The 16,090-nt window shown below is 72.4% G+C and carries 12 protein-coding genes; 6 read left to right on the forward strand and 6 right to left on the reverse strand.

From position 1 onward, the window contains the following. Window positions 1-228: 228 nt before the first annotated feature. The 5 genes from NQZ70_RS07385 to NQZ70_RS07405 all read right to left on the reverse strand — a co-directional run bounded on the left by NQZ70_RS07385 (window position 229) and on the right by NQZ70_RS07405 (window position 5,368). Window positions 229-600, reverse strand: coding sequence for a tyrosine-type recombinase/integrase (locus tag NQZ70_RS07385; RefSeq protein WP_129573587.1), 372 nt, complete (start codon window positions 598-600; stop codon window positions 229-231). 147 nt (window positions 601-747) lie between these two features. Next, window positions 748-1,977 carry a flavin-dependent oxidoreductase gene (locus NQZ70_RS07390; RefSeq protein WP_129573588.1) on the reverse strand — a complete coding sequence of 410 codons (1,230 nt, stop codon included), beginning with the start codon at window positions 1,975-1,977 and terminating at the stop codon, window positions 748-750. A gap of 182 nt (window positions 1,978-2,159) precedes the next feature. Next, window positions 2,160-3,083, reverse strand: a complete 924-nt coding sequence (locus tag NQZ70_RS07395) for a hypothetical protein (RefSeq protein WP_129573589.1) — start codon at window positions 3,081-3,083, stop codon at window positions 2,160-2,162. A gap of 2 nt (window positions 3,084-3,085) precedes the next feature. Next, on the reverse strand, window positions 3,086-4,519 hold the full coding sequence (locus NQZ70_RS07400; protein WP_129573590.1) for a VWA domain-containing protein: 1,434 nt from the start codon (window positions 4,517-4,519) through the stop codon (window positions 3,086-3,088). A gap of 231 nt (window positions 4,520-4,750) precedes the next feature. Beyond that, on the reverse strand, window positions 4,751-5,368 hold the full coding sequence (locus NQZ70_RS07405) for a hypothetical protein (protein ID WP_165373832.1): 618 nt from the start codon (window positions 5,366-5,368) through the stop codon (window positions 4,751-4,753). A 133-nt stretch (window positions 5,369-5,501) separates the two neighbouring features. Between NQZ70_RS07405 and NQZ70_RS07410 the strand changes: the two genes are divergently transcribed. The 3 genes from NQZ70_RS07410 to NQZ70_RS07420 are packed head-to-tail and all read left to right on the forward strand — an operon-like array spanning window position 5,502 to window position 9,825. Further along, a complete protein-coding gene (locus NQZ70_RS07410) occupies window positions 5,502-6,947 on the forward strand; it encodes a serine/threonine-protein kinase (protein WP_129573591.1) in 1,446 nt (481 codons plus the stop codon). 53 nt (window positions 6,948-7,000) lie between these two features. Beyond that, a complete protein-coding gene (locus NQZ70_RS07415) occupies window positions 7,001-8,035 on the forward strand; it encodes a PEGA domain-containing protein (RefSeq protein WP_129573592.1) in 1,035 nt (344 codons plus the stop codon). Further along, window positions 8,032-9,825 (forward strand): hypothetical protein, encoded by a 1,794-nt coding sequence (locus NQZ70_RS07420; protein ID WP_129573593.1) that lies wholly within the window; start codon window positions 8,032-8,034, stop codon window positions 9,823-9,825. Before NQZ70_RS07415 ends, NQZ70_RS07420 begins: the two co-directional genes overlap by 4 nt. On the opposite strand, the gene NQZ70_RS07425 is transcribed toward NQZ70_RS07420, so the two are convergent. Next, a complete protein-coding gene (locus NQZ70_RS07425) occupies window positions 9,755-12,178 on the reverse strand; it encodes a kelch repeat-containing protein (RefSeq protein WP_207217768.1) in 2,424 nt (807 codons plus the stop codon). The two genes, NQZ70_RS07420 and NQZ70_RS07425, sit on opposite strands and share 71 nt — an antisense overlap. A 755-nt stretch (window positions 12,179-12,933) precedes the next feature. Between NQZ70_RS07425 and NQZ70_RS07430 the strand changes: the two genes are divergently transcribed. The 3 genes from NQZ70_RS07430 to NQZ70_RS07440 all read left to right on the forward strand — a co-directional run bounded on the left by NQZ70_RS07430 (window position 12,934) and on the right by NQZ70_RS07440 (window position 16,069). Next, window positions 12,934-13,857 (forward strand): ABC transporter ATP-binding protein, encoded by a 924-nt coding sequence (locus NQZ70_RS07430; protein WP_237245118.1) that lies wholly within the window; start codon window positions 12,934-12,936, stop codon window positions 13,855-13,857. Further along, a complete protein-coding gene (locus tag NQZ70_RS07435; protein ID WP_129573596.1) occupies window positions 13,850-14,890 on the forward strand; it encodes an ABC transporter permease in 1,041 nt (346 codons plus the stop codon). The genes NQZ70_RS07430 and NQZ70_RS07435 overlap by 8 nt, the downstream gene beginning before the upstream one ends. 123 nt (window positions 14,891-15,013) lie before the next feature. Further along, window positions 15,014-16,069 carry a MupA/Atu3671 family FMN-dependent luciferase-like monooxygenase gene (locus NQZ70_RS07440; RefSeq protein WP_129573597.1) on the forward strand — a complete coding sequence of 352 codons (1,056 nt, stop codon included), beginning with the start codon at window positions 15,014-15,016 and terminating at the stop codon, window positions 16,067-16,069. The last annotated feature ends 21 nt before the right edge of the window (window positions 16,070-16,090 follow it).

A 16,090-nucleotide genomic window follows, 5' to 3' on the forward strand; every position in this document is an offset into this window, starting at 1 on the left:
GGTGTTCTGCCTCTCCCGGAACTCGACGGCCAGCCCGCCGTGCTACACACGGGGGAAGGCCGTGCTACGCACGGGGGAAGGAGCGCGTCTTCCCGACCCGACGCGCGATCCCTGGATAGAGCGCCGGCCAGCCAGCGTGGTGTAGACAATATTACACAGTCGAGTGAACTCGTGGGATCGATTGGTTTTATAGGCGGATCAGCGGATCCGTGCCTTTTGTAAGTTATATCAACTGCCGGTCGTTGACGGGAAATATTGACAGGTCGGAATGGCTTTGCGCGGGCTATTCTCGTCCAGTCGTAGATCGGCTGCGTCGATCCCGATGGCCTCCGAAACCCTCGCCCCTGTGCGGGCGAGGAACAGCAACAGGGCGTGATCGCGGCGGCCCTGCACCTTCTTCGGATCGGATGCGTTCAGCAGCGCCGCAGGCTCGTCGTCGGCGAGATGCCGCGGCGTCGCCGACGTGGTGCGCTTCGCCAGGATCGTCAGGACGCGTTGCGCGACACCGATAGACGCGGGGTCACTCGCACCGAGGTGCCAGAAGAAGGACCGGATTGCCGTGAGGCGATCGTTGCGTGTTTGCGCCTGGTTGCCGCGCACTCGTTCCAGCTGATCGAGGAGGTCGAGGATGAGGTCGCGATCGAAGTCTGTAACCGAGAGCGCGCATGGCTCACGCCTCGTCCATGGCGGAGGGGGCGGCGACCACGCCCCACTCCACGGGGAGGACCAAGCGCGCCGGGGGTCTTGTCAGCGCAGGAGGGGCTCCGAAACGCTCTTCAGGCCGGTCAGCACCCTGTAGCGGGCGGCGATGTCCTCCAGCTCGCCGGGGGCGAAGACGTCCTCGATCCGGTCGAAGCCGTCGGGCGCGCGTTCATAGGCGATCTGCAGGCACTGCTCCGGACCGTTGCGGCGATTGGCCGCGACGATGGCGGCGGTAGCGGGCAGGCGCTCGGCCTCGTAGGCGACCAGCGCTTCCACCGGATCGGCGTGGGCGGCGAGCGCGCGGACCAGGGCGCGGGCGTCCAGGATGGCCTGGGTCGCCCCGTTGGAGCCGTTCGGATACATGGGATGGGCGGCGTCGCCCAGCAGCGTGACGCGCCCATGGCTCCAGCGCGGCAGCGGGTCGCGGTCGACCAGCGGGAACTCGTAGATCGCCTCGGCGTCCCGGACCAGGCCTGGCACATCCAACCAGCCGAAGCGCCAGGCCTCGAACCTGGGCAGGAACTCGGCGGGGTCGCCCGGTCGGTTCCAGTCCTCCCGTCGCAGGCTCTTGGCGACCGCGAGATCGGCGGCCCAGTTGATCCTCTGGCGGCCGTCCGGCCCCGGTGGGGAAATCGGATAGACGACGAACTTCTGGTCCTGATGCCCGGCAATGATCATGCTGGCGCCGGTGAGGAAAGGCGCCGCCAGGCTGGTCCCCCGCCACAGGATGTGACCGCCGTAGATCGGCGGCCCCTCGTCCGGATAGAGGCGGGCGCGCGCCGCCGAGTGGATGCCGTCGGCGCAGATCAGGAGGTCGCCGGGAACCTTCCACGCCGCGCCCGCGCGGTCGACGAAGCGCGCCACGATGCGGCCTCCGCCCTCTTCGTGGTCTACGAGGCGCCGGTCGCAGATCACCCGGTCGGGGCCCAGCCGCTCGACGGCGGCGTCGAACAGCACGCCCTGCAGGGCGCCGCGGTGCAGGGAGAGCTGCGGCGCGGCATGCCCGGCGAAGCGGCCGCGCGGCTCGCCCCAGATGCGCTGGCCGAAGCGGTTGAAATAGACAAGCTCGCGGGTCGCCACCCCGTGCGCCAACAGGGCCTCGGCCAGGCCCAGCTCGCCCAGCACCTCGACGGCGTGGGGCAGGATGTTGATGCCGACCCCGAGCGGCAGGATGCTGGCCGCCGCCTCGAACACCGTCACCTCATGACCCGAGGCGTGCAGCGCCAGAGCCGCGGCCAGGCCGCCGATCCCAGCGCCCGCGACGATCACTTGCATAAGTCCTCCGGTAGAGCTCCTTATCACGATGAGCTCGCCGTCGCTCGAGGACAGCACGTACCCGGCGTCCAGCGCCGTGCGCGACGCGGACTCTCGTTCTTTTGCGCTTCTGCGTCGAACTCTCTCTCCCCGGATCCATGGCCGGACTCCTGGAGGATGGATCTAGCCACCTCGGGCGCGCGTCAGACCTCCTCGACCATGGTCTTGCTGACCTGCTCGAGCGAGTCGCCCATCGTCTGCACCCCGACGAGCGCCGCGTCGTCCAGGCTCGCCTCCGCGGCCCGGGCTGCGCTCACCGCGGTGTAAGCCCGCGTCAGCGCGGCGACGTGGTCGGCGATCCGCGCGTCCACCTTGCCGATCACCGCCTCCACCGCCGGCGCGCCGGCCTGCGCGGCCTCGGCGCCCCCAGCGCCGGCCGGCGGAGGCTCCCCCTCTCGCGCCTCGCGCCCCTGCGCGGCGCGGCCCACCGCGAGCGTGCGCTCGAGCCTCGCCCGCGCCTCGGCGAGGCGCAGCAGCGACGCCCAGGTCGCCCGGGCCTGGCGCGCCGCCCGGCGGCCCCGCAGCGCCTCGCCCGCGACCGTCCGGCGGAGCTCCGCGCCCTCGCGGAGCGACGCGCGCGCGGGGCCCGTGATCTCGCCGGCGGCGCCGTCGAGGGCGTGGGCCACGGCGTCGTCGGCGTCGACGAGGAAGGGGAGCGCGACGAGCACCGCGGACACCGCGAGCGCGACCCCCCGGAGCGCGAGCGACGCGGCGCCGAAGGCAGCGAGGAGCGAGCCGGCGAGGGCGCCGCCGGCGAGGGCCGCGCCGACGTGCAGCAGGCGGGCGCCCCGGCCCCGGACCCGGACCGAGCGCTCCGCGAAGCAGAGGCCGGCGAGCGCGGCGCCGGCCGCGGCCGGGGACGCCGCGCCGGCGAGGCCGAACGCGAGCGCCCCGAGCGCGCCCGCGGCGACGGCGAGCGAGACGAGCGCCCCGCTCGCCGCGACGGCGAGGAGGACGGCGGCGGCCACGAGCAGCAGCGCGCCCGCGACCGGGCCGAGCCGGAGCGCGAGCGGCGAGAGCCCGAGCGAGAGCGCAGCGGCGGCGACGAAGGCGATCGCGCGCAGCATCGTCAGCGCCTCGACAGGTTGGAGATGTCCTTCTCGACGGCGCGCTTGGCCGCCGCCTTGCCGGCGGTGCTCGACGGCGGCGCAGAGAGGAACTCCTTCTGCGTCGCCTTGTAGTCCATCAGCTGCTTCCGGAGCGGGGCCGCCGCGGCCCTCGGCGCGACGGCGGCGACCGCGCCGAGCTCGCTCATGCTCTGATCGATGAGGCGCTGGGCCCGCCCGACGTCGCCCTGCTGGTAGGCGTCCGCGGCCTCGAGCTGACGGTGCGAGGCGACGACGCTCAGGGCGTCGGCGAGGACGGCGAGGTCCTTGCCCGCCTCGACGGCCTCGGCGGAGCTCGAGCCGGTCAGGGTGAGCCCGGCGATCGGGGCCTGCGCGGCGTCGCCGCCGACCCGGCTCCAGCGGATCTGCCCCTCGATGGTCCGCGACGCCTCGCTGTCCAGCGAGGCCGCGAGCTCGAGGATCACGCGGCGCTCGTCGCCGGAGAAGAGCGCGCCGAGCGCGAGCTCGACCTCGCCGCCGGCGGCGAGGGGCCTCGCGTCGGCCCCGGACGCGCGGACGAGGCGGACGCCGGCCGGGAGCTTCAGCCGGGCCGACGCGCCCTCGATCGTCGTGGCGGCGGTCTCCCGGAGCTCGCGCTGCAGGAAGGCGGCGAGGGCCGAGGCGTCCTTGACGAAGGCGAAGTTGCCGCGGCCCGCCTGGGCGACCACGCCCATGTACGCCTCGTCGAAATCGAGGCCGATCCCCAGGGACGAGGTGGTGATCCCGCGCCCGGCGCTGTCCCGGGCGACCTCCTCGCTCCGGGCGCGCGTGCCGTCGAGGCCATCGCTCGCCAGGATCACCCGGCGCACGCGGCCTTTGCCGGCGTCGGCGAGGGCGAGCACGCCCTGGGCGAGCGCGGGCGCGATGTTGGTCCCGCCGCTGGACTCCAGGGCCTGGATCCGGGCGATCAGGTCGGCCCGGACGCGGCCGGCGCTGGCGAGCGGCTGGAGGAGCTCGCTGTCGCTCGAATAGCGGACGAAGGCGATCTCGTCGTCGTCGCGCAGGTCGCGGAGGAGCTGGACGGCCGATCGCTTCGCCTGCTCGTGCTTCTCGCCGGCCATGGAGCCCGAGGTGTCGAGGACGATGACGATCGAGAGCGGCGCGCGCTCCCTGGCCTGCTCGACGGCGTCGGCCGTGAGGATCAGCTCGGCGAAGACGCGCTGTTCGCCGCCGCTCAGCACCTTGGTGTGGCTGAGGGCGAAGGTGCCGTGAGCGCCGGGGCCGGAGAAGGCGGCGCTGTTCGAGCCGCTCGAGGCGGCTGCGGTGGACGCGCTCGCGGGGCGCTGATCGCCGGCGGCGGCGCGGGCGAGGACGAGGCCTCCGGCAGCGAGGACGACGGCGCTGGCGGCGAGGCCGTGGCGGACGCGGGGCGCGCGAAACCAGGTGCGGATCGACATGAGCTTTCTCCCAGGGCTCCGGACGGACGAAGTCCTGGCGCCCGTGGGACTCTGGGCGTCGCTTCGTCGCCGTCGGGTGGACCCGTCGACGTGCAAGGTCGCGGATCGATCTCGGAGTGTGACCGAGATCGTCCCGAGACCGCGGCGGCCCGCCCAGGTGGGCGACGGGGGCTCTGGTGGGCCGGATCGCGTGGTCGGGCGCCGCGCGCGGGATGGGATCGGCTCGCCCCGCTAGCGCGCGGCGCAGCGGGCCGCGACGTAGCGGCCGTTCGGGTCCTCGTCGAGGAACAGGGAGCCCATGCCATCGAGCTCGAAGGCGACCGACGTCGGCTCGATCGCCGTGATGGTGAGCCTGCCGAAGCCCACGTCGCCGCCGCCGCTGGCGGCCCCGGTGCTGCTGCAATCCGCGCGCGATGACGTCCCATAGATCGTGAAATCGCCGCTCGCCGTGTCCACCTCGCCGACGGTGAGCATCGACGCGGGCATGCGGAGCTCCAGGTTCCACCAGTCGCTGCAGGGCGAGAACGTGGGGCGCGCTTCGGGATCGCGGCAAGACAGGGCCAGGCTGGCGACGCGGATGGTCACGGTCGCGTCGCCGTAGACGACCGCGCTCACCTCCGGCGCCGGGCTGCCGGAGGTCGTCGGCGGAGGATCGGGCGTCGGCGGAGGATGAGGGGTCGGCGAAGGGCCGACGGCGGCGGTCGTCGTTGGGCCCGCGCCGCCGGCGCCGCCGGCGCCGTCTCCGCCGCCGTCCATGATCACCGCACCGGCGCACCCGGCGTGAACGAGCAGCGCGAGCGGACCTGCCGCCCTGGAAATGTGCGAAATGCGTCGAGGTGAGAGCGTCATGGCCGAATCGTAGCGCCCTCCGGCGAGCGCTGTGTCCATAGTTGGTTGTGCGACGGGCTTGTGTGCTACCATCGCGCACGGCAGATTCGTGGTCGCGGCCGCCCTTTGCGAGGGCGCAACGCGCGGAGCTCTCATGAACCCACCTGTCGTCCAAGGAGAGGTGATCGCCGGCAAGTACCGGGTCGATCGCGTCCTGGGCCGCGGCGGCATGGGGCTCGTGGTCGCGGCGAGCCACCTGCTCTTGCCGCAGCGGGTCGCGATCAAGCTCCTGCTCAGCGACGAGGGCGAGAGCCCGGCGCTCTCGCAGCGGTTCCTCCGCGAGGCGCGCGCGGCGGTCCGGCTCAAGGGCGAGCACGTCGTGCGGGTGCTCGACGTCGGCGAGCTCGACTCGGGTGTCCCGTACATCGTGATGGAGTATCTGGAGGGCGAAGATCTCTCCGAGGTGCTCCGCGCCCACGGCCCGCTCTGCACCCTCGACGCGGTCGATTACGTCCTGCAGGCGTGCGTGGCGATGGCCGAGGCGCACGCCGCGGGCATCGTGCACCGCGATCTCAAGCCGGCGAACCTCTTCCTCGCGACCACGCCCGGCGGGACGAAGCTCCTCAAGGTGCTCGACTTCGGGATCTCGAAGGAGCTGCCGAGCGGCGCCGAGGGCGGCGGCGCGTCGCTGACGCAGACGCGGGAGATGCTCGGCTCGCCCATCTACATGTCGCCGGAGCAGATGCGATCGTCGCGCTCGGTCGACGCCCGCTCCGACATCTGGGCGCTCGGCGCGATCCTCTACCGCCTGCTGGTCGGGCGGCCGCCGTTCGAGGCGATGGCGCTCACCGAGCTCGTCCTGCAGGTCGCGAGCGCGGACCCGGCGCGGCCCAGCGAGCTCCGGAGCGACATCCCCGCGGGGCTCGAGCGCGTGATCCTCCACTGCCTCCAGAAGGATCCGGCCCAGCGCCCGCAGACCGTGGCCGAGCTGGCGCTCGCGCTCGTGCCCTTCGCGCCGGCGGGCGGGCAGGAGCGCGCGGAGCGGGCTGCGCGGATCCTGAGCGCTGCCCCGGAGGCGCCCCAGCCCGCTGCGCCCGCGCCCGCGGTGAGGCTCGAGCTGGACACCACGGCGGCCGCCTCTCCGGGGGCGCTGGAGAGCATCCTGCCCACGGCGCGGACCGTCGCGCGGCCGGCGCGCCGCAAGATCCTCTCGGTGGTGCTCGGCGCGGTCGCGATGGCCGCGCTCGCGCTCGGGGTGTCGGGCGCGGTCGCGCTGCGCCGCGGACCGCCGGAGACGGAGGAGGCGCCGCAGCCGATCGCGGCGGTCGCGCAGGACGACGAGGCGCCGGAGCGCGCTCGGCAAGGCGCGGCAGACGTCCCGGCGGGCCGGCCCATCCCGCCGGAGCCCCCGTCTGCGGCGGACGAGCCGGCGAAGGCCGCGCCGCCGCAGCCGTCGGTCTCTCCGGTCTCGCCGGCCGAGACGGTGCGGCGCCCCGCGCTGCCGCAGAAGCGCCGGCGTGAGCCGGCGGCGGTCGCGGCGCCGACAGCGCAGTCGACGCCCGTCCAGCCCACGAATCCCTTCGCGCCCCCCCTCAAATGAGATACGCATGACCGGTCTTTGACCGGCGGCACCCCTCATTCGACGAGGCACCGATGCGTTCACGTATGCTGGCGAGGCGGCCCGCGGTCGCGATCGCCCTCCTGGCGCTGACCATGGCCGGCGAGGCGGCCGCGCAGCAGACCCCTCCGGCGCCGGCCGCGGCGGCCCCGGCGCCGGCCGCGGCGGCCCCGGCGCCGGCCGCGGCGGCCCCGGCGCCGCTCGCAGAGGTGCTGACCGGCACGGCCAAGGCCGATTACGAGCTCGGGAAGAGCCTCTTCGACCATGGCGACTACGCCAATGCGTTCATCAAGTTCGAGCAGGCCTACGCGCTCTCGAAGGACGTGCGCCTCCTCTGGAACATGGTCGTCTGCAAGTCCAACATGCACCGGTACAGGCATGTGCTCACGCTCGTGGAGCAGCTGAGGCAGGCGGACCGCGGCGTCCTGACCCCGCAGGACTGGGCGACGATGAACGCCCTCGAGCGGAGCGCCGAAGCCCTCGTCGGTCGCCTGGACATGGCGGTGAGCGAGGCGGGCGCGGAGGTGACGATCGACGACGCGCCGGCCGGAAAGACGCCGCTCCCGGACAAGGTGATCGTCGACTCCGGGACAAGGCGCATCCGCGTCGAGAAGCCGGGCTTCAAGGAGCATGTCCGGGTGGAGGACGTGGTGCCCGGCGCGACGGTGGTCGTGAACGTCCAGCTGGAGCCGCAGGTCCACGCCGGCAGGCTCTCCGTGCTCGCGTCGCCGGGCGCCCGCATCGCGCTGGACGGCAAGGTCTTGGGTCAGGGGCAGTGGGACGGCGCCGTGCCGAGCGGCCGTCATGCGCTGCGGGTCACGGCGCCCGGCATGACACCCTATGAGTCGGAGATCGTGATCCAGGACGACGAGCTGAGCCGCTTCCGCGTCGCCCTGACGCCGATCGAGAGGTCCAGCGCCCCCCCGGCGTGGGTGTGGGTCGCGGGCGGCGCCCTCGTCGTCGTGGCGGCCGTCACCGGCGGCATCCTCCTGCTCCAGCCCTCGCCGGCGCCGACGATCGAGGGGACCCTCGGCCCCACGCGCTCCGCCGCGTTCGGAGGCCGCTGGTGAGGCGGCCCTCGTGGCCCACGGCGGCGTTCGCCGTCGCCCAGGCGGCGTGCTCGGCGCCCGTCACCGGGGAGGTCGTGATCGCCGTCCAGACCGACATGGCGATGCCCAAGGATCTCGATCGCTTCGATCTCGAGGTCTTGTCCGGCGACAATCGCATCATCAACGAGGGCTTCTCGCTCGGCCCGGACCCGGAGGACGTGAGTCTTCCCGGAACACAGGGGCTGACGGTCTCCGACGATCCGAGCCTGGAGATCCGCGTCACCGTGCGGGGGCTCCTGCGCGGGCGCGTCCGCGTGGAGCACACGGTGGTCACGACCGTCCCCGAGGACCGCGTGGCGACGCTCTGGATGCCGCTCCATTTCCTGTGCAGCGGGGGCGAGGCCGACGCCGAGGGGGCGTGCGGCGCGGACCGGACGTGCGTTGCCGGCACGTGCGTGGACGCCCACGTGAGCGCGGAGCTCCTGCCCGATTACGTGGAGCGCGACGTCCTGCACCGGGCCTGCTTCGACGTGGCGCGCTGCTTCGGCGGCGCGGATCTGGCCGAGGTCGAGCCGGAGGGGTGCACGATCGCGGCGAGCGACGACGTCAACGTCGCGATCGCGACCGAGGGGGACGGCGTCTGCGGCCCTTCCGGGTGCTTCGTGCCGCTCGAGGCGGAGAGCGAGGTCGGCTGGCGGCGCACGCCCGAGGGGCGGATCGCGCTCCCGGAGGCGATCTGCTCACCCGAGCGGCAGCCTGCGCCCGTCGTGGTCACGTCTCCGGTCACGGCGAGCTGCCCTCGCAAGCGGATCGGCGATCCGCTCTGCGCCGTCGACGAGCGGCAGCCTGTCGTCCTGGCCGCGCGGCAGCGGAGCCCGATGTCGCTCGCGGTGAGCGACGAGGCCGTGTTCTGGACCGAGCAGGGCTCGCTGAGCGCTCCGGCCGACGGCGCCGTGAAGCGGGTCGCGCGCACCGGCGGCCGGCCGGAGACGCTCGCCTCCGGGCAGGCGGCGCCGCGCCAGATCGCGCTCGGCGAGGGCGGCCGTGTCTTCTGGACGAACCACGGCATCGGCAATCGCGAGAGCGCTTTGATGCGGCTGATCGTCGGCAGCAACAAGCCAGAGCGCTTGCTGGACGAGCCGAGCTCGGGACGATCGGGCGCTCTGGAGGGGCTCGCGACGAACGGTGATCGCCTGTTCTGGACGCAGCTCTCCGGGAGCCCAGGAGAGCCCGGCAGCGTGGGTCAGATGGATCTGAGCCGGCGGGTGCCGGAGCCGGTCTTCGACGCCGGCAGCTACCCTTACCGCATCGCGGCGGCGGACAGCGTCGTTTGCTGGACCGACCACGGCGCGGGCGAGACGGGCGAGGTCCGGTGCCGGGAGGCCGACGCCGCCGCGCCGGTGATCGTGGGCGATCGGGAGAGCACACCGTACGGGATCGCGCTCGACGCCAGGGACCCGGTCGAGGTGTTCTGGGTGAACTACCGCAGCGGGGAGGTGGTGCGGGGGGCAGTGGACGGGAGCAGGCGCGATGTGCTCGTCGAGGGCTGCAAGGGCCCGTACGGCGTGGCGCTCGACGAGCAGCTCATCTACTGGACGAACCGCGGCGACGGCACCGTGAAGGCGCTGCCCCGCGGCGCTGCGCCCGGCGTCGGCTGCGGTGCAGGCCAGGTGCTCACGCTCGCCGAGGGGCAGCGCAGCCCGGGGGCGATCGCGGCCCCTGCCGGCGCGATCTACTGGGTCAACGAGGGCTCGGCGGGCGAGGCCGGCGGCGCCGTCGTGCGGCGCGCGAAGCCGCCGCCGCCGCGGTGAGCAGCGCAGCGGCCGCGCTCCCATCCGGCGCGGCCGCGCCCGCGACCCTGCAGCCGCAGCCTTCGTGGTCCTCGTCAGCGGGAGGCGAGCCCGCGCCGCCCGCGCCGCCCTGCGATGACGACGATGCCTCCGGAACGCCGGCGTGGTCGCAGCGCCCGTCGATGCACACCCCGTCCTCCGCGCACGGCGTCTGATCGATCTTCTTCGGGAAGACGCACTCTCCGGTGTTCCGATCGCACGCGCCGTCGGTGTGGCACTCATCCACGGCATCGCAGGTGATCTCCTCGCCGCCGCAGACCCCCTCCCGGCAGACGTCGCCTCGGGTGCAGAGATTGCCGTCGTCGCAGGTCGCGCCGTCGTCGTTCATCTCGATACAGCTCCCCTCGATGCAGGCGTGAAGCGTGCACTCCTTTTCGTCACCGCAGGTCGCCATGTCGTCGTTGTCGCCGGCGCAGGTGCCCTCGTGGCACACGTCGCCGCTCGTGCATGGGTTCCCGTCGTCGCAGGCAGGTCCCGTGAGGAGCGTGCAGATGCCGTCGGCGGACGCGCCGGCGATCACGGAGCAGGCGTCGCAGGCGCCGCGATCACAGGCGGTGTCACAGCAGAAGCCGTCCACACAGAACCCGGTCTGGCACTCGCAGCCGGCCTCACACGCCTCGCCGGCCTGGCTCAGGACATACCGCTCCGACGTCGCGAGGGGTACGCGCGCCCCGCCGTCATTCCAGGATTCCCCGCCGACGATCAGCACGGAGCCGTCATCGAGGAGCGTCGCCGTGTGGAACGAGCGAGCCTCGATGAGCGGCCGCCCGCGGCTCCATTCGTTCGTGCCCGGGTCGTAGAGCCACGTGTCGGCGAGGGTGATCATCCCGGGTTTCTGCCCACCTGCGACGAGCACGCAGCCGTTCGGGAGCAACGTCGCCGAGTGACGGAATCGATTGGAGCCGTCGAAGTCCCCGGCCGCGCCGAACTCGCCCGGGCCCGACGCGGACGGCGTGTAGATCTCTGCTCCGACGCTGTGCCCAGCCACGAGGACGCGCCCGTCCTGGAGCCGCGTTGCCGTGTGCTGGTAGCGCTCGCCCAGCATCATGGGTCCCGGGGTCCAGGTGTTTGCCGCCGGATCGTACAGCTCGGTGGTCGGGAGCCCGGACGTGCTTCTGTAGCCGCCGGTGACCAGGACCTGGCCTGTCGCGAGCAGCGTGGCCGCGTGCATGGTCCGGGCGGTCTCGAGGTCGGGGCCTCTCACGATCGTATCGGTACCGTTGAAGAAGCGGAAGACGTCGCGGACGGGTGTGTAGTTGTTCAGATCGGGCGTGCCGCCGACGATCAGGACGTCTCCGACGGTGCTCGCATGCTCTGCCGGGAGCACGGTCAGCGTGTGCTGGTAGAGCGGCGCGACCACGCCCAAGGTGGGCGGGGATTCCGGCCCCCACGTGTTGCTTTCTGGATCGTAAAGCTCGTAGGTGGAGCTCATCGTACCGACGTCGCCGCCGACGGCGAGGACGCGCCCATCGTCGAGCGCGGTGATCGCGTAGTCGGCGCGCGGCTTCCTCATCTGGCTGCCTGGCGGCGGCGGAGCCGCCCATGCGTCGTCGGCCGGATCGTAGATCTCGACGGAGCGGAGCTTGTCGCCCCCCATATCGATTCCTCCGGCGACGAGCAGGCCGGCCCCGATCTTCGCCATCGCGTGACGGCGGCGGCGGAACCCCATGCTCCCCGCGGCCACCCACTCCGGATCGACGAGCACCTGCTCGCCCTCCGCGTCGACGAACAGCTCGATCCGCGCCCCGCGCGCCGCGAGCCGCGCCTCGACCTCGCGCCCGCCGGCCGCGTACGCCGCCGGCGCCGTCACGCGGAGCCGCACCGCCCCTGTCGCGTCGGCGATCTCGACGGCCCCGTCCCGCGCCGCGAGCGCGCCGCCCTGGAGCTCCCATGCGGCCACGGGCGCGTCGCGCCGCACCGCCTCGGCGTCGAGCAGCAGCCACTCCTCGACGCCGTCCGGGATCGCGCTCCAGAACGACGACCCGCCGGCGCGCCTGTAGACCACGGCGCGGTCTGCGAGCATCGCCTCGCCTCCGGCGCCCACCTCGCGAATCCGGAGCGTCGTGCCCCCGTCGAGCTCGAAGAGGATGGCGTCGCTCCCGTCGCTCGGCAGGCGCACCGCGACCCCGCCGCGGCGCGGCCCGGCGGCGCGCTCGATGCCGGCGCCGCTGCGGACGAACCCCGGGCCGACGCTCAGGACGGCCTCGGCCTGGTCCGGGAACGCGCTGCGCAGCGCCTCGTCCGGCTGCCGGTCGGACGAGGTGCAGCCGGCGAGCGGGAGCAGCGCGGCCAGGAGAGCAGGGGGAGCGACCACGAAAGGCCGTCTGCGGCGCGGGAAGGTCATGGCGTATGAAATAGCAATGTAGGCGAACCTGCCCAGCGTCGCCTAGTACCGCGTCGCCCAAGGACGAAGTTGCGGTGGCGAACCGGTGGCGGCGGCGCCGGAGCGGGCCGGCAGGGCGCGGGAGGCGGGAGCGGCGGGAACCAGGCGCAGGGCGGCGGCAAGGGCGCCCCGGATCCGCAGCGCTATCCGCTTTGCGGCACGAAGTCGCACCCGGTCGCCGTCGCATTATATTTTTTTTTGTGGACAGCCTCATTTCTTCGCCGAGCGCGATTACGTATGCCTGCGGTTCGAATTTACTCTGTCGCATGTAGGACGACCAGGAATGCCATCCGGCCGGGCTGCGAGAGCTGTCGATGTAGCCTCCGGCCATGGCGGCCGCTCGCATCGGGGAGCGCTCGTGCTCGGGCGGGGAGCACCTCGGGCCCGGCCAGCCCTCGGCGCTGAGGATGAACGTCACGCCGGGCAGGCTCGGGTTTCCGGCGTCCTCGATTCGAGTTCGGCTGCCTGGAGGCGAAAGGCGGCTCTCGCCGCGCCCCGCCGCTGAATCAGCCCGTCCCCTCACGTCGGAGCGCTCCGCGCAGGCGGCTCGGAAGAAAGCCGAATGAGCTCCGACCTTTCCAATCTGTTCGTGCCCGCGGCGGTCACGCTCTCGTTCGTCGATGATCGGGGCCGCTCGCTCTTCCTGGCATGGTCTCCATGGCATGGTCTCTGCCGCGCGCTGGCCCATGTCCTTCGCCATCCGCTGTCGCGGGCTCACGAAGCGCTACGGCGACGTGCACGCCCTGCGCGGCCTCGATCTCGACGTGCACACAGGCGAGTGCTTCGGGCTCCTCGGACCGAACGGCGCGGGGAAAACCACGATGATCGAGATCCTGGAAGGCCTGCGCGAGCCCACGGCCGGCGACGCCGAGGTGCTCCATCGACGCTGGACAACACATGAGCGCGCGTTGCGTGAGCGGATCGGGATCACGCTGCAGCAGACCTACTTGCCCGAGCGGCTCACCGCCCGCGAGATCCTGTCGCTCTTCCGCTCCTTCTACGCCAGGGGACGCGAGGTGAACGAGCTGATCCGCGCGGTCCAGCTCGAGGAGAAGCAGGACGCGCAGTACGAGCGGCTCTCCGGTGGGCAGAAGCAGCGGATAGCCGTCGCCTGCGCGCTCGTCGGCGACCCGGAGCTGCTCTTTCTTGACGAGCCGACGACCGGCCTCGACCCGCATTCTCGCCGGAACCTCTGGGACCTCGTGCTCGAGTTCCGCGCGCACGGCGGCACCGTGATGCTCACGACACATTACATGGACGAGGCAGAGCGGCTCTGCGACCGTGTGGGCGTCATCGATGGAGGCGTGTTGATGGCGCTCGGGACGCCCAGGGAGCTCATCGCCGCGCTGGGCGGCGAGGTGATGATCGGTTTCGCCGTGGAGCCCAGCGGAGGGGTCGACGTCGCGGCGCTCGGCGCGCTCCCGAGCGCGCGTATGTCGCGCAGGGACGCCGACGGGTTCTCGCTCGCGGTCGAGGCGCCCCACGTCGCGCTTCCGGCGCTGCTCGACCTCCTCGCGCGCGTGGGTGCCCGCCTGACCCGCCTCTCGATGCAGCGCGCAACGCTGGACGATGTCTTCGTCCACCTCACCGGCAGGCAGCTCCGTGAGTAGGGTCAAGCGACCCGCGCTCCGGGAGCTCGTGCTCACCCGCCTGCGCTCGTTCTACCGCGAGCCCAGCCAGGTCTTCTGGACGTTCGTCCTCCCGATCCTCGTCGCCACCGTGCTCTGGATCGCCTTCCGGAGCGGCCCACCCCAGCCGGTCGCAGTCGCCGTGGCAGAAGGGCCCGGGGCCGAGCCGCTTCGCGCCGTGCTCGACGCGAGCTCCGAGGTCACCGCGGAGGCGCTCGACGCGGGCGCTGCGCGCGCCGCGCTGCGCGCGGGGAAGGTCGATCTCGTGGTCGTACCCGGCGCGCGGCCGGTGTACGAGTTCGATCCGACGCGACCGGAGAGCCGGCTCGCGCGGATGCTCGCGGACGACGTGCTCCAGCGCGCGGCAGGGCGCAGCGATCCGGTCGAGGCGGTGGAAGTCACGACGACCGAGCCGGGATCGCGGTACGTCGACTTCTTGGTGCCGGGGATCATCGGTATCACCGTGATGTCGAGCGGGCTCTGGGGCGTGGGCTTCGCGGTCGTCGAGCTGCGCACGAAGCGGCTGATGAGGCGCTTCCTGGTGACGCCGATGCGCCGCGGCGACTTCCTCCTCTCGCTCCTCGTGTCCCGGGCGTGCTTTCTCGGGCTGGAGATCTCGACGTTGCTCGCGTTCGGAGCGCTGGTGCTCGACGTGCCGATGCGGGGCTCGCTCGCGCTGCTCACGGCGGTGGCAGCGTCGGGAGCGCTGATGTTCGCGGGGCTCGGGCTGCTCCTCGCGTCGCGAGCGCAGAACATGCAGACGGCCGGCGGCATCATCAACCTGGTGAGCGTGCCGATGCTCCTCGCCTCGGGGACGTTCTTCTCCTCGTCGCGGTTCCCCGACGCCCTCCAGCCGCTCGTGCGGGCGCTGCCGCTCACACCCCTCAACGACGCGCTGCGCGCGGTGATGCTGGAAGGGGCGGGCGCATCGGAGGTCCTCCCGCAGATCGCGACGTTGCTCACGTGGGGCGCGGTCTCGCTCGCCGCGTCCGTCAAGCTGTTTCGGTGGGAATAGCGCGGCGCGGCGCCATTGCATAGGACCGGATCGGGCTCTAGGTAAGCTTGCCTCGATCGCCTGCGGCTGAGAAATCGAGCGCCCAGACGAGCGAGCGCCCAGACGAGAACCGAGGAGCCCCGCATGGATTTCAGCCTGCTATTTTTCTCATCGAACGAAGCAGACTTCGCGGACGACAAATACCGTCTCTTTTTCGAGACCTCAAAGCTGGCGGACGCGCGTGGCTTCAAGGCGATCTGGGCGCCGGAGCGCCACTTCCACGCGTTCGGCGGGCTCTACCCGTGCCCGAGCCTCCTCTGCGGCGCGCTCGCGATGGTGACGCGTCGGATCCGGCTCCGGGCGGGCAGCGTGGTCTTGCCGATGGACCACCCGATCCGGGTGGCCGAGCAGTGGTCGGTCGTGGACAATCTCTCGGGTGGCCGGGTGGACGTCGCGTTTGCGACAGGCTGGAATCCGAACGACTTCGTCCTCGCGCCGGAGAGCTACGAGGATCGCGTGGCGCTCCTGTTCTCCCGCATCCTGACGGTCAAGGCGCTCTGGTGCGGTGAGGGCGTCAGCTTCCCGAACGGCAAGGGCGAGATGGCCTCCGTCCGGCTCTACCCGCAGCCGAAGCAGCCGGATCTGCCCGTCTGGATTACGTGCTCGGGCGGCGAGGAGCGGTTCGTCCAGGCGGGCGCGTTCGGCGCCAACGTGCTCACAGCGCTGATCCTCCAGTCGTTGGACGATCTCGCGACAAAGATCGCGGCCTACCGCCGTGCCCGCGCCGAGCACGATCACGACCCGGCCGCAGGGAAGGTGACGCTGATGATGCACACGTTCATCGGCGATCGCCTGGAGGAGGTGCGGCAGGCCGTCCAGCGGCCGTTCATGAGCTACCTCCGGAGCGCCGTCGAGCTCTGGGGCGCCTTCTGGAAGGAGCTCCAGGCGCTCCCCCCGGCGGAGCAGGAGGAGGTGATCGTCCTGGCATTCGAGCGCTACTTCCGGACGGCGGCGCTCTTCGGCACACCCGAGACGTGCGCCAGGGCGGTCGAGCGGCTCGCCGCGATCGGGGTCGACGAGATCGCGTGCCTCATCGACTTCGGCGTCGATCTCGACGCGACGATGGCGAGCCTGCACCGTCTGAGCGCGTTCAAGGATCGCTTTGCGGGCGCGGCGTGGGCCGCGAGAGGCACGCCCTGAGTCAGCACGCGGAGCCGCGCC

Origin of the sequence: Sorangium sp. So ce836 (assembly GCF_028553905.1) — a bacterium.
GTDB lineage: Bacteria > Myxococcota_A > Polyangia > Polyangiales > Polyangiaceae > Sorangium > Sorangium cellulosum_D.